This window comes from Aurantiacibacter aquimixticola (assembly GCF_003605475.1).
GTDB classification, from domain to species: domain Bacteria; phylum Pseudomonadota; class Alphaproteobacteria; order Sphingomonadales; family Sphingomonadaceae; genus Alteraurantiacibacter; species Alteraurantiacibacter aquimixticola_B.
Genome location: NZ_RAHX01000001.1, coordinates 2,407,322 through 2,421,624, shown reverse-complemented (window position 1 = coordinate 2,421,624; position 14,303 = coordinate 2,407,322). Strand labels below are relative to the sequence as shown.

Genomic DNA, 14,303 nt, shown 5'->3' with positions numbered 1-14,303 from the left:
TATAATTGCCGGAGATAGTAGGACACCAGCGAGGCCTGTCAACCAGTTCCGTATGCCAGAAAACAGACCTCTGTCATACCAATAGAGGGTTGCGGTCAGTTTAGCTTCGCTGCCGCCAGAAAGCGTTCGCGGCTCTCGCTCGCACGCTGTTGCACTTCGGCCAGCGCCTGCTTTTCCGTCGTTTCCAGCATCGCTTCGAGCAGGCGCTGGAAATGTCCACGCATCGCCGCGCGCGCCGCGCCCGCATCACGCGCTCTCAGTGCATCGAACACTTCGCGATGCTCCTCGATACGTTGCTTGGCATCGTGAACGCACACCGCTTCATAGGTCTGCTTCACCTGCGGGATGGTCTCGCGCATCTGCCAAAGCTGCTTGACGGTGTGAACGATGGCGGAATTGTTCGACGCCTGCGCGATGGTTTCGTGAAACTTCTCATCCGCCGCATTGGCTGCGTCGGCATCGCTGTCGCCCATCGCCTCGATCAGCTCTTCCAGCCTGGCGATATCGGCATCGGTGATGTTGCGCGCTGCCAGTGCCGCCGCTTCCGCTTCTACCAGCAGCCGGGCTTCGGTCACTTCGAACGCGCTCGCGCTGGGCATGGCATCGACCAGCTGCGGCTTGCTCTCGCTGACATAGACGCCGGAACCTGTCTTGATCTCGAGCCGGCCGATGGCCTGGAGAGCAATCTCCGCCTCTCGAATGGTCACCCGGCTGACGCCGAACTTCTCTGCAAGATCACGCTCGCCCGGAAGGCGCGAACCGGCGGGATATGCGCCCGCGTCGATCAATTCCGCGATCTTGCGGGCGATGTCCTGATACAGCCGTTTCGCGGTCATAAGTCCCTGCCGAAGTCCTCGATAGCCCGGTTTAACGATGCTCTACGATATTTGTCCTACCAATTCCAGCGTGGTGAAAGTCGGGGGCGCCAAGGGAGGTTGGCACCCCCGACATCCGGTTCAGAACTTGAACCGAACCCCTGCGAAATAGCGCGGCCCGTAGACCGAGACCGCACCGAAATCGTCGGGCGCGCCGCGATAGTCGAAGCGCGGCTCGTTGAAGAGGTTGAGCCCTTCGAGGCGGAACGTGACATTGTCGCTCAGCTCGAACGAAACGCGCGCTTCGAAGATGCTGGTGTCATCCACGTAGCGGATGCGTCCCGGCGTCGCGACGAACTGCTGGAAGTAGTCGGAGCGATACTTCCACACGCCCTGGAATTCGAGCGGGCCGATCTCGTAATAGGCCTGTGCGGAGACGACGTGGTTCGAAAGGCCGAAGATATCCGCCGGCGGGATCAGGCCGTTGACCACGGTGATCGTGCCGTCGTCATTCAGCGTAGCGATCTCGCCAAGCGTATCGTCCTCGAACTCGAAATCGGACTGCGCGTAGTTGTAGCCAACCTTGAACCCCAGACCGTCGAGCGGCGCGGGCAGCCAGGTGAAGCGATGCGCGGCCGAAACTTCGAAGCCGTAGATCGTGCTCGTTTCGTCGATCGTGTCCACTGTTCTCACGAGAGCTTCGACTGGCGAGTCATCGACAATGAACGATTCGGTCGTGCCAATGATTTCGAAACCGCCATTGAAGCTCTTGTAGTAAGCGCTCACCGCAAAGATCGAATCCTCGTCGGGATACCATTCGAGCGACACATCGCCGTTCCAGGACATCAGAGGATCGGTGAACGGGTTGCCGTTCGCCGTCACGATGCCGAGCGCATCTTCGATCGAGGTGAACACCGTATCTTCATCCGTAGCGATGGAGAAGGTGCGCCCGAAGCCGAGGGCAGAGGGATCGGGACGCGAAAGCGCCCGATAAACCGCAACTCGGCCAAGAATATCCGGCGTCAGTTCCGCAGTCAGGTTGAAGCTCGGAAGAAACTTCGTGTACGTGTTGTCTGCGGTGACGCTCGTCAGATTGTCCGCATCTTCGATCAGACGGAAGGTTATGGCTTCGGGATCCGTATCGTCGATGACGGAAATCAGTGACGTGCGGAAACCGGTCGATTCGACTTCTGTGCGCACGGCGCGAACGCCGAGGTTACCGCGAACCGGAACATTACCCAAGTCGCCGTCGAAGTTGGCCTGAACGTATGCCGCATAGGTCAGTTCATCCACATCGTTGTTCTGCACCGAGTCGAAGTCACCCGACGGGAAAATCGGGATGCCGTTCGCATCGAAGGACAGACCCGAGGGATCCTCACGCTCCAGCACCTGCACGATGCAGAGCGCATCGAAAGTGGCGAAGGTGTTATAGGTGCCGATCACATTGCCGTCATCATCGACATTGGTGATGAGCGGATTGCCGCCCGACACGCTCGAGAGGAAGCCGGTTTCCGGGAACGGCGTGCGACATTCGCGGTTTGCGGCCGCCAACGCGCCGGTATCGTCGACATCGTCATAGGAATTTTCGAAACGACCGACGCCGAAAGCACCCGGAACGTCGCGATACAGCAGATCCTGAAAACGAACGCCGACCATGATGGAGGACAGGAAGCCATCCATCTCGTATTCGCCGTCCAGGCGCGCACCCCAGATGGAGTTGAAGCGATCCTGCTCCAGATCGGCGCGCACGCGCGGATCGTTGGCGAACAGATCGTAATTCGTCACGTCGAAATTCTGCGTGAAGAAGTTCAGAGCTTCCGAACCGTTCTGCTGGATAAGCACAGCGGTTTCGACGCGGTCATCGGTCGAACTGCCATCGCTTTCGAAGGCATCGGGCCACACTTCGGCGCCGGTGATGTCTTCATTGTCTTCCGTACGGAAGCGAACCTGCACGGCCTCTTCCACACGTTGAGTCTGCGAATATGACAGATCGCCGCTGAGCGTGAAGCGGTCGCCGACCTCCGCCACGAAGTCGATACCGCCGCCGTAATACTCTTCGGCACGCTGCAGATATTCGCTCGTCGCTTCGATGCGCTGCTCGCTGGTAAACTGACGCAGCGCGCCGGTTTCCGTGTAGAGCAAGTCGAAATCGAGACGATTGTCATCACCCGGCCCGTCGATCCGGCGCCCTTCGACGAAACCCAGGTCGCTGCGCTGTTCGCGATAGAGGCGGTCCGAATACTGGAAGTCGAAGCCCAGCTCGAAGGACGGGCTCGGCCGATATTGCAGCGCCGCGAAGAAGCTCTCGCGCTCATCATCGGTGATGTTGCTGCGGAAGGCATAGCTGTTCCGCGCGATCACGAAATCGTCGGTGACGCTGCCATCGCGCAGACCAAGGATCGTATCGGCGCTCGTATCGCAGTTTCCGTCATCGAAAACACCGTCGGCAGTATCGGTCGGGTCGAGAACGCAAGCGCGGATCGTGTTGGAAACGCTGGCTTCCTGCTCCGGATTGCTCGTCTCGTTGCGCTGATAGCCGACCGAAATGCCGAGATCGCCGAATCCGCCCAGATCGTACTGGTCGACATAACTCAGCGTGGCGCGATAGCCAAAATCGATAAAGCGCTGGTCTTCGTCGATATTGAAGTTGTCGGGGTTGTAAGGCAGCTTGAAATCGGCCTGGAAGCGGCGGCGGCCGTAATCGAGCGGCGCCACGGTTTCGAGCGCGATCTGACCGGCCACGCCGCCTTCGATCAGGCTTGCCGACTGCGTCTTGTAGATCGCCAGCGTGTTGAACAGTTCCGAGGGGAACTGGCTGAAATTGACCGAGCGGTCACCACTACCATTGGAAGCGAGGCGACCATTGATCGTGGTCGAGCTGAGGAACGGGCCGAGGCCACGCAGCGAGATTTCCGTCGCGCCGCCCTGCTCGCGGTGCGAGGCGGCACTGGTCAGCGTTTCGAGCGCTTCACCAATGGAGAGCGCGGGCAGGCCGCCGATTTCGTCCGCGCTCAGCACTTCGACGATCAGATCGTTGTCGCGCTTGCCTTCGATCGAGTTCTGGATGGTGCCGCGAATACCGGTAACGACGATTTCGTCACCGCCTTCGGACTGTTCGATTTCCGGGCCGGGGCCATCATCGGGATCGATATCCTGTGCGGCGGCCGGCATGGCCAGGCAAGCAAGCGCCGTTCCGGCCATGAGTGCGCCGACAACGCCACCTTTTCCGGACAGGCGTGCACGATCGTCAAACGAATAGGTCATTCAGACTCCCCTCTTAAGCTCCAAGCACGTTTCAAGACGCGCCCATGTCGTTGGCATCGAGGATTAGGCTTGGCGACCTGTCTGTCAACCTTTCAGTCATGCCTGAATGCGGTATCTGTCATACCAATATGGCTTCTTCGTCCCGTTGTCGCACGAAAGCCACAAAAAAGGGGCGCCCGCCATGGCGGACGCCCCTCGGCTTTTCCCCTGTTGAAAGCCGTTAGAAGTTCAGCGTGGCCCCGAAGGTGACACGGCGATCCGGCAGGCCCTGGAAGCAGAGCAACGCATCGTCGTTCACGCAGTACTGGAAGATGTCGGACCCCGTCAGGTTCACGCCTTCCACGCCCACAGTCAGGAAATCGCTGACATCGTAGCTGAGGCTCGCATTCAGCTGACCGCGAGCCGCGGTGACGACCGGGAAGCCGAGTGTCGAATTGAGCGACGCACCGCCAGCCGTGTCCAGCGTGCGGAAGGCGTCGCGCCACGTATAGCGTGCCCGGGCCGACAGGCCGTACTTTTCGTAGAACAGCGTGACGTTGTAGGCGTGCGGCGAGAAGTCGAGCAGACCCTGGACCGCCGTGACCGGCACGAAATTGGCATCGTCGTAAATGCCGTTGATCGCGTTGAATACGTCCGTGCCGCGCGATGCCGAGGTCTGCACGGCCTCACCGCCACCGAAATCCTGATAGGTGTAGTTGGCGATCACACCGAAGCCCGATGCGAAACCGATCGAATCTTCGAAGCTCGACAGATCGTACTGGAACGAGACTTCGACACCCGACTGTGTTGTCGTTGCAGTGTCGTTGATCGTCGTCACGACATCGACGCAGATACCGTTGCCCGGCACATCGGAAGAAATGTTGCGATCGGCCACGGGGTTGAAGATACCGCCGCCCTCGCATGGCGGGGTGATGTCGCCGAAGCCCCTGCCATCGCGGAATGCTTCTTCAAGCTGCGACACGAACAGGTTTGAGCGCTCCTTGTGGAAGACGCCCACGCTGACCAGCGCCGACGGCGCGAAGTACCAGTCGATAGACGCATCGTAGGACTGCACCGTCTCCGGCTCCAGCGCGGGATTGCCGATCGCGATCGCCGCCTGGGAACTGGTCCCGAAGACCACGGAGGTCGACAGCGCATTGAAGTCGGGCCGGTTAATGTCCTCGGTATAGGACGCGCGCAGCACCACGTCCTCGATCGGCTCGACGATCAGGTTCACGCGCGGCAGCCATTCCTGATAGCTGCCGGTGCTGAGCACACGCGTGATCCGGTCATCGCCGATATTGTTGCCCAGCGAATCAATTGTGGTGTCGACGAACCGCAGCCCGGCATTGCCGCGGACCGGACCGAGCTCGAAATTGAGCTGGCCATAAGCGGCAATCGTCTTTTCGGAAATATCGTAGAAGCCCGCCGGGTTGGGCGTGGGATCGTCGATCGTGCGCATGCCGGGCACCGTGGCCAGCGCCGCCTGCAGGATGTCGAGCGTACCTTCCGGATCGTTGAATGAACGGTCGGGATCGATCAGCAGGAAGTTGCGGAAAGCAAGCTCACGCCCATCCGCCGCATCGAAGTTGTCGGGCCCGGGGACGAGCAAGTCTGCGAATGCCGTGCCGCGAGGGCTGTCATCCAGTCTGCTCAGGCCGAGGTTGGAACCGATATCCTGAAACTTGCTCGAACGATCGTTGAAGCGCGCACCGACATCGATCGAGGTAACGAAGGGAAGCACGTCATAGGCATCGTAAGTCAGATCGATGCGGAAGGCGGTCTCGCTGTTCTCCGTCTCGTCTGCGCCGACATTGATGGCGTCGAGAACAACGTTGGCCGGATCGAGCAATTGCGCGACCGATGGCGCGAAGGGCGAGTCGAAATCGAGGCCGAACGCCAGGCCGTCGGAAAGATCGTAACGGAATGGCACCGCGTTATCATTGCCGCCGCCACCATCGACCGGTGTCACCGGGTTGATGAAGTTGAGCGTGGTGCTGAGATTGGGATTACGGGTATCCGCTGTCGAATAGGCCGCCTCGGCGAAGAGAGTGAAGCGTCCGAATTCCAGCTCTCCGCCCAGACGATAAAGCTGGCTTTCGGTCAGGCGCGCGCCGGTGTCGCTGGAAAAGCGCAGGTTCGGATCGTCGTCATCGCGATCGAGGAAAGGCTGGATCGTGCCGGTCAGCGCAGCCTGGATGCTGCCCAAATCGACGCCGTCCAGAGAGCCGAAATCGACCGTCTCGAAGCTGTCAGGCACATTGAAGTTGAGCACCGAGCTGACGCCCGACCCCTGCACGCGCGAGCTATCCTGGCGGCGCTCCTGATCGTTGTAGAAACCGTCGAAGAACAGCCGCAGATTGTCCACCGGGGACCATTCGAGCGTGCCGGCCACGTTGATCGTGGTGTATTCGAAATTCTCGAGCTCCTGGTTCAGGAACTGAATGCCGAGGAAATCGAAATCCTGAGCAGCCGGGCGGCGCGTTGCCACATCCTCCGGCGTGCCACCATTACGGATGACAACGGCATCGCGGTTTTCGACAAGGCCACCGTCACGGTCGACACGTGGGCGGAAGGACGTCGCCTCCTGCTCGGTGTAGCTGCCCGCAATGACGATGCCGATGTCGCCGAGGCCGGTTTCCCAATTGTCGCCGAAGCTGGCGGCGATACGCGGCGTGATGCTGTCGGAGAGCTCGCTATATTCGCCCTGCACACGCACGGTCGCCACGCGATCGACGATGTCGAGCGGGCGGATGGTCCGCAGATTGATGGTGCCGCCGACCGAGCCTTCGATCGTTCCCGCTTCCGGAGCCTTGATGACTTCGAGCGAGGAGATGATGGCCGCGTTCACATCTTCGAAATTGATGCCGCCGCGGCCCTGACCCGAACCGACGGTGGAGACACCGTTGATTTCCGTCCGGTTGTCGTTCGTGCCGCGGATCTGCACGCCGCTGCCGACACCGGCGCGGCGGGTGATCTGCACGCCCGGAATATTCTCGAGCACTTCGGCCAGGTTCTGATCGGGCAGCTTGCCGATGTCTTCGGCCTGGATGACTTCGACCAGGCTGCCGGCATTGCGCTCTTCGTTGAGCGCGCTCTGGAGAGCGCTGCGAATGCCGGTCACGACGATCACGCCGTCATCGGTCTGGTTGATGAAATTGTCGTCGGCGATGGCATCCGTCGCGCCCTCATTCTCTTCGATCGGCCCTTCGTCCTGAGCGAGAGCCGGACTCGCAAGAGCGATCGCCGCCGTGGTGGCCAGCAGACCAGCCGTCATCCGCGCGCCGGGCACAACTCGACCGTTATTTTTCCAGTTTCGCATAATACCTCTCCCTTATTTTCTACCATGCGTATTCGCGCAGGCCGTATTGTCAATCCTGTTTCGACTTTCCTGTCGACAATTCTGTCATACCAATTATTGCGCGCAGATTATCGAGCGCATGGATCTTCGCCCAGTTGCGCCGATGACACCGCTGTCATCGCAGGACTGCCACATTCGCGGTCGACCGTCCAGAAAATATTGAAAGCGACGCCAGATCCGCATGATTGTTTCGCCGAAGCGCCATTGTGCATGCGTGTGCCATCGTTAGGATGGGCGGCCAAAGTCACTCGAAAGGCGCCCGCCCCATGAACGATACCGTCGCGCATCCTGCTCCGCAGGCCTCGGCCAATTGCACGTCCGACGAGTATAGAACGCTTTATCGCCGTTCGATCGAGGAGCCTGACAGCTTCTGGCTGGAGCAGGCGCAGCGGCTCGACTGGTTCACCGCGCCGGGCAAAGCAGGCGAGTGGTCTTACGATCCGGTCGATATCGCCTGGTATGCCGATGGCACGCTCAACCTGTGCCACAATGCGGTGGACCGCCACGCGGCTTCGCAGCCGGATGCAACCGCCTTCATTTTCGAGCCCGACGATCCCGATGCGCCGGGCCGCACGCTCTCCTACCGCGAGCTGCAGGCCGAAACGGTGCGCATGGCCAATGCGCTCAAAGCGCTCGGCGTGACGAAAGGCGACCGGGTTACCATCTACATGCCAATGATCGTCGAGGGCGCGGTGGCCATGCTCGCCTGCGCGCGGATCGGTGCGGTTCATTCGGTGATCTTCGGTGGCTTCTCGCCCGAAAGCATCGCGGGCAGGCTGAAGGATTGCGACAGCCGTTTCGTCGTCACCGCCGATGGCGGCACGCGCGGGGCGAAGCCGATCCCGTTCAAGGCGAATGTCGATGCGGCGCTCGCCATGGACGGCGTCGAAGTGGATGGCGTGCTGCTGGTCCGCCATACCGGAGACGACGTGCCGGTCGTGGACGGCCGCGATCGCTGGCTGCACAATCTGGCCAGCGACGATGATTGCCCGTGCGAGGACATGGCGGCGGAAGATCCGCTCTTCATCCTCTACACCAGCGGTTCCACGGGCAAGCCCAAGGGCGTGCTGCACACAACCGGTGGTTATGGCGTATGGGCGGCAATGACGTTCCAATACACGTTCGACTACCAGCCTGGCGAAGTGTTCTGGTGCAGCGCCGATATCGGCTGGGTCACCGGCCACAGCTACGTCACCTACGGCCCGCTGCTGAATGGCGGAACCAGCGTGATATTCGAAGGCGTGCCGAACTATCCCGATCACGGCCGTTTCTGGGACGTTATCGACCGGCATGAGGTCTCGCTGTTCTACACAGCGCCCACCGCGATCCGCGCGCTGATGCGCGAAGGCGATCACCATGTGACCAGCCGCGATCTTTCCAGCCTGCGCGTGCTCGGCACGGTGGGCGAACCGATCAATCCCGAGGCCTGGCGCTGGTATCATGAAGTGGTCGGCAGCGGGCGCTGTCCGATCGTCGACACCTGGTGGCAGACCGAGACGGGCGGCCACATGATCACCACCCTGCCCTATGCCCATGACATGAAACCGGGCAGCGCGGGCAGGCCGTTCTTCGGCGTGCGGCCATTGCTGGTAGACAATGAAGGCGAATCGCTGGAAGGTGCCGTCTCCGGCAATCTGTGCATCGAGGCCAGCTGGCCGGGCCAGGCGCGCACCGTCTATGGCGATCACGACCGCTTCATCGAAGCCTATTTCAGCACCTTCCCGGGGCGTTATTTCACCGGCGACGGATGCCGGAGGGACGAGGACGGCTATTACTGGATCACCGGCCGGGTGGACGACGTGATCAACGTCTCGGGCCACCGCATGGGCACCGCCGAGGTCGAGAGCGCCCTGGTGCTGCATCCCAAGGTCGCAGAGGCGGCGGTGGTCGGCTATCCGCACGATATCAAGGGACAGGGCATCTATTGCTATGTCACGCTGATGGAAGGGGTGGAGCCGTCAAACGAGCTTTATACCGATCTTCGCCAGCAGGTGCGCAAGGAAATCGGGCCGGTTGCAACGCCCGATCACCTGCATTTCACCGCGGGCCTGCCCAAGACGCGCAGCGGCAAGATCATGCGGCGCATCCTGCGCAAGATCGCGGAGAACGATTACGGCTCGCTCGGCGACACGTCGACGTTGGCCGATCCCTCGCTGGTCGATGCGCTGATCGAGGGGCGGCAGAATCGCTAGCCGGGGTGTTGGAGAAAATGGCGGAGCGGGTGGGATTCGAACCCACGATACGGGGTTGCCGTATACACACTTTCCAGGCGTGCGCCTTCGACCACTCGGCCACCGCTCCGCATGCCTATTCGGGCAGAGCGGGGCCTCTAGCGCTGCTTGATGCCACTGGCAAGGCGCACGATAGAGCGTGCGCGTCGGCACCTGCGGTGCCATCTCCGCTGCGCTGCGATTCCGACCACTCGGCCACCGCTCCGCATGCCTGTTCGGGCAGAGGCGCGCCACCAGCTTGGCGATGCAGCGATGACAAGCGCCCTGCACGGCCCTATGCACAGGCGATGACACGCACGATCGGCCTCGCCCCGTCCCTTGCCGAAATGCGGGCCATGGCGGAGGCGGCGATGGCGCGGCTGCCAGAAGAATTTCGCGAGCGGATCGGCGATGTCCTGATGGCGGTCGAGGACTTTGCGGATGCCGACGCCCTTGCTTCTCTCGGCATCGAAAATCCGTTCGAGCTGACCGGGCTTTACGAAGGCTTTCCGCTGACGGAGCGCAGCATCGAGCATTCCGGCACCATGCCCGATCGGGTGCGCCTGTTCCGTCGGCCGATCCTCGACGAGTGGGCCGAACGCGGCGACGAGACGCTCGAGCATCTGGTGGCGCATGTCGTGGTCCATGAGATCGGGCACCATTTCGGCCTCAGCGACGACGACATGCATGCACTGGAAGACATGGTCCAATAGGCTTGCCATCGGCGCTCCGCATGGCAGTGTGTGCGCCATGAAAACGCTTTGCCTGCTCGCTCTCCCGCTTCTCGCGCTTGCCACCCCGCTCACCGCGCAGGAAGAGGTGCCGCCGCGCGCCACGCCCGGTTCCGTGGTGGCCGAGGCCGACGATGCGGAATGGGTGGCCATCGCGCCACAAAACCTGCTGGTGATGGACCTGGCGCCCGATGCGATTGGGACACCACGCCGCGTGGTCATTCAATTGATGCAGGCGCCGCTTAGCCAACCGTGGGTCGAGAATATCCGCACCCTCGCCCGCGCCCAGTACTGGGATGGCAGCTCGGTCAACCGGGTGCAGGACAATTACGTGGTGCAATGGGGCCAGCCGGACGAGGACGTCGGCGGCACGGAAAAGCCGGTGCCGGATGGGCTGAACGTGGTGCCGGAGGAATGCTACGAAATACAGTTCGATGGCGGTGCGGTTTGCGAGCCGGGCTCCGATGCACCGGATTACCTTCGCGGCACGCCGCATGCCGTGATTTCGGCTCGCGCCACGCGTAGCGACGATCATCCGCTCGGCTGGCATGGCCGCGATCCCTATGCCGAATGGGTGCAATTCCATGATGGCTGGCCCATCGCTTCGCGGCAGATCGGCGAGCAACCGGACGGCGCGCCCGTCTGGTCGAGCTGGCCCACACATTGCTATGGCATGGTCGGCGTTGGGCGCGACGTTTCGCCCGATACCGGCGATGGCTCGCAGCTATACACGGTGATCGGACATGCGCCGCGCCATCTCGATCGCAACATCGCGCTGGTCGGCCGCATCATCGAAGGCATGGAGCATCTCACAACCCTCCCGCGCGGCACCGGTCCGCTGGGCTTCTACGAACGCGTGGGGGAGCTGGTGCCGATCCTCTCCGCGCGCATCGCCGCCGACATGCAGGACGCTCCGGCCTATGAATATCTTTCCACCGAAAGTGAGAGCTTCGAGCGCTATATCGCGGTGCGGGCGAACCGGCTGGACAGCTTCTACAATATCCCTGCTGGCGGCGTGGATATCTGCAATGTGCCGGTGCCCATCCGCTCCGCCGGCGAGTGATCTCAGGACGCACGGCAATCGCCAGTCTGTCGCCCGCTCGGCACCCCTGAGATAGCGTGCCCTTTCATCCGTAGTGCCTTTTCAGCCGTTCCGGCGCATACGCAATGTCGCGGGAGGGCAGGCGCGGATGATAACCGCGCTGCAACAGGAGATGCGCATGCAGATCAAGGACCGCAAGGAATTCGCCTCCAAGGGCCCGCCACTCACCTGCTCCGCCGACACCACCGTCTACGATGCGGTGACACGCATGTCGGAAAAGAATTTCGGCAGCATCGTCATCGTCGATGGCGAGAACAAGGTGCATGGCATGATGACGGAGCGGGACATCTTCCGCCGCGTCATCGCCGAGGATCGCAACCCGAAGACGACCCCGGTTTCCGAAGTCATGACCACGCAGCTGCGCATGGCCAAGGCGGACGACGAGCTGGTCGACTGGCTGCGCATCATGTCTAACGAGCGTTTCCGCCGTCTGCCCATCGTTGATGAAGAGAACCGCTTGCAGGCGATCATGTCGCAGGGCGATTTCGTCTCCTACACCTGGCCGCAGCTGCTGCAGCAGGCGGCGCGGATGGCGCAGGCGAGCATGGCGCCCTCGCTCAATCCGGCGGCGATCCTTGCCGCCGTGCTGGTCTACACGCTGATCCTGGTGGTGGCCGTCGCGCTGGTGGTCTGACGCGGCTAGATCCGGTCCGCCTGCGCCACCGCGTCGCTCGCCCTGAGAGAACTCAGGATGCGGGTAAGGTGCGCCAGATCCTGCACCTCCAGATCCATCTCGTAAGTGTGGAATGGGTCGTCGCGCTGCACGAGTTCGAGATTGATGACATTGGCATTGCTCTTGGCAAACACGCCCGCCATCTCCGCCAACGTGCCGGGCCGGTTGTAGAGCACCGTGCTCAGCCGGCCGACCGCGCCCTGCGAGCGATCGCCCCATGACAAATCGACCCAGTCGGCATCGACGCCATTCGCCAGTTCGAGGCAATCGATGGCGTGCACCTCGACGCCGACGTCCTTGCGCCTGAGGCCAACGATGCGGTCGCCGGGCACCGGGTGACAGCATTCTGCGAGCGTGAAAGCGACCCCGGCGGTCAATCCCTTGATCGAGATCGCGCGCTCCTGCGTGGGCTCTTCCGGCAAGTCCACCGTGCTGCCCGGCACCACCGCTTCCATCAAATCCCGATCGGCGATCTTGGCCGAGCCGACGGCATACATCATGTCCTCGACCGTATCGTATTCGAGGCGCTTGGCCGCTTCCTTCGTCGCCTTGCGGCCCACCTTGGCGGGCAGTCTCTCGGCAATCTCGTCGAACAGCTTGCGGCCGATAGCGGCAACTTCCTCGCGCTCCTTCTGCCGCACCGCGCGGCGGATGGCGGCGCGCGCCTTGCCGGTGACGACGAAGCCCAGCCAGCTCAATTGCGGCTCCGCCTTCGTGCTCTTGATGATCTCCACCACATCGCCATTCGAGAGCGGCGTGCGTAGCGGCATGTGGCGCCCATTGATCTTCGCGCCGACCGTCTGCGCGCCGAGATCGGTGTGCACGGCAAAGGCGAAGTCCACCGCGGTCGCGCCCTTGGGCAGCTGGAACAGGCTGCCGCGCGGGGTGAAGGCGAAGATGCGATCCTGATAGATCGCCAGCTTGGTGTTCTCGAGCAGCTCTTCGGCATCGTGGCTGGTGTCGACGATCTCGATCAGGTCGCGCAGCCAGCCGACTGCGCCATCCGGCCTGTCGCCCTGTTTGTAGGCCCAATGCGCGGCCAGACCGAACTCGTTCGTCTGGTGCATGTCGCGGGTGCGGATCTGCACTTCTGCGCGCATGGACTGATCGTAGAACAGCGTGGTGTGCAGCGACCGGTAGCCATTGTTCTTCGGCGTCGAAATATAGTCCTTGAAGCGCCCCGGCACGAACTGGAAGGTCGAATGGAGGATGCCGAGCGCGCGGTAGCAATCCTCCGTGCTGTCGGTCAGCACGCGGAACGCCATGATGTCGCTTACCTGCTCGAACGGCAGGTGCCGCTCCGCCATCTTGCGCCAGATCGAATAGGGATGCTTTTCGCGCCCCCACACCTCGACCTCCAGCCCAGCCTCGGACAGCGCCTGCTTGATGTCGAGCGCGATGCGATCGACCTGGCCGGTATCGGTCTTGCGCAGATCGTCCAGCCGCTTCTCGATGATTTCGAACGCCTCTGGCTCCAGCTGTTCGAATGCGAGCAGCTGCATTTCGCGCATGTATTCATACATGCCCACGCGCTCCGCCAGTGGGGCGTAGATATCCATCGTTTCGCGCGCGATCCGGCGGCGTTTGTCCGGCGACTTGATGTGGTGAAGCGTGCGCATATTGTGCAGCCGGTCCGCCAGCTTGACGAGGAGGACGCGAATATCCTCGCTCATGGCGAGCAGGAATTTGCGCAGGTTCTCCGCCGCGCGCTCGTCGTCCGTCAGTTGCTCGATCTTGGACAGCTTGGTGACGCCGTCCACCAGCCGCGCAACCTCGCCGCCGAAATTTGCTTCGACATCCTCAATGGTGGCGAGCGTGTCCTCCACCGTGTCGTGCAGCAGCGCGGTGACGATGGTTTCCTGGTCCAGCTTGAGGTCCGTCATCAGCCCGGCGACTTCGACCGGATGGCTGAAATACGGATCGCCGCTGGCGCGCTTCTGGCTGCCATGTTTCTGCACGGTGTAGACATAGGCGCGGTTGAGCAGCGCCTCGTCGGCGTCGGGGTCATATTCCTTGACCCGCTCAACCAGTTCGTACTGTCGCAGCATCGCGTTCAATGTGCGGTGCAACATGGATTTCGGCAAGCGGAAAGATCGCGGGGGAATTCCGGGGAGTTAGTTGATGAAACACATTCGCATGCAGTGGGCACGAAAAGGGGCGCTATCTCC

Annotated in this window: 8 protein-coding genes and 1 tRNA gene; 4 read left to right on the top strand and 5 right to left on the bottom strand. The window is 61.9% G+C overall.

Going from position 1 to position 14,303, the window contains the following annotated elements:
* Positions 1–95: 95 nt before the first annotated feature.
* From D6201_RS12170 to D6201_RS12160, 3 genes are all read right to left on the bottom strand, one after another.
* The gene (locus D6201_RS12170) at positions 96–836 is read right to left on the bottom strand and encodes a FadR/GntR family transcriptional regulator (protein WP_120049014.1); all 741 of its coding nucleotides are present in this window, start codon (positions 834–836) and stop codon (positions 96–98) included.
* Positions 837–956: 120 nt separating this feature from the next.
* Positions 957–4,079 (bottom strand): TonB-dependent receptor, encoded by a 3,123-nt coding sequence (locus tag D6201_RS12165; RefSeq protein WP_120049013.1) that lies wholly within the window; start codon positions 4,077–4,079, stop codon positions 957–959.
* Positions 4,080–4,299: 220 nt separating this feature from the next.
* Complete coding sequence (locus tag D6201_RS12160; RefSeq protein ID WP_199798188.1) at positions 4,300–7,335, bottom strand: TonB-dependent receptor; 3,036 nt, start codon at positions 7,333–7,335, stop codon at positions 4,300–4,302.
* 350 nt (positions 7,336–7,685) lie between these two features.
* On the opposite strand from D6201_RS12160, the gene acs reads away from it, so the two are divergent.
* Positions 7,686–9,611 carry an acetate--CoA ligase gene (acs, locus tag D6201_RS12155; RefSeq protein ID WP_120049399.1) on the top strand — a complete coding sequence of 642 codons (1,926 nt, stop codon included), beginning with the start codon at positions 7,686–7,688 and terminating at the stop codon, positions 9,609–9,611.
* 18 nt (positions 9,612–9,629) lie between these two features.
* Here acs and D6201_RS12150 read toward each other — a convergent pair.
* Positions 9,630–9,720: transfer RNA gene (locus D6201_RS12150), tRNA-Ser, on the bottom strand.
* Between the two features lie 217 nt (positions 9,721–9,937).
* On the opposite strand from D6201_RS12150, the gene D6201_RS12145 reads away from it, so the two are divergent.
* The 3 genes from D6201_RS12145 (at position 9,938) to D6201_RS12135 (ending at position 12,096) form a co-directional block, all read left to right on the top strand.
* Entirely contained in the window at positions 9,938–10,342 is a 405-nt protein-coding gene (locus D6201_RS12145; protein ID WP_120049011.1) for a metallopeptidase family protein, read from the top strand.
* Between the two features lie 37 nt (positions 10,343–10,379).
* Positions 10,380–11,423 carry a peptidylprolyl isomerase gene (locus D6201_RS12140; protein ID WP_120049010.1) on the top strand — a complete coding sequence of 348 codons (1,044 nt, stop codon included), beginning with the start codon at positions 10,380–10,382 and terminating at the stop codon, positions 11,421–11,423.
* 157 nt (positions 11,424–11,580) lie between these two features.
* The gene (locus D6201_RS12135; RefSeq protein WP_120049398.1) at positions 11,581–12,096 is read left to right on the top strand and encodes a CBS domain-containing protein; all 516 of its coding nucleotides are present in this window, start codon (positions 11,581–11,583) and stop codon (positions 12,094–12,096) included.
* 5 nt (positions 12,097–12,101) lie between these two features.
* Here the strand turns inward: D6201_RS12135 and D6201_RS12130 are convergent, their stop codons facing one another.
* A complete protein-coding gene (locus D6201_RS12130) occupies positions 12,102–14,183 on the bottom strand; it encodes a RelA/SpoT family protein (protein WP_120049009.1) in 2,082 nt (693 codons plus the stop codon).
* Positions 14,184–14,303: the final 120 nt, after the last annotated feature.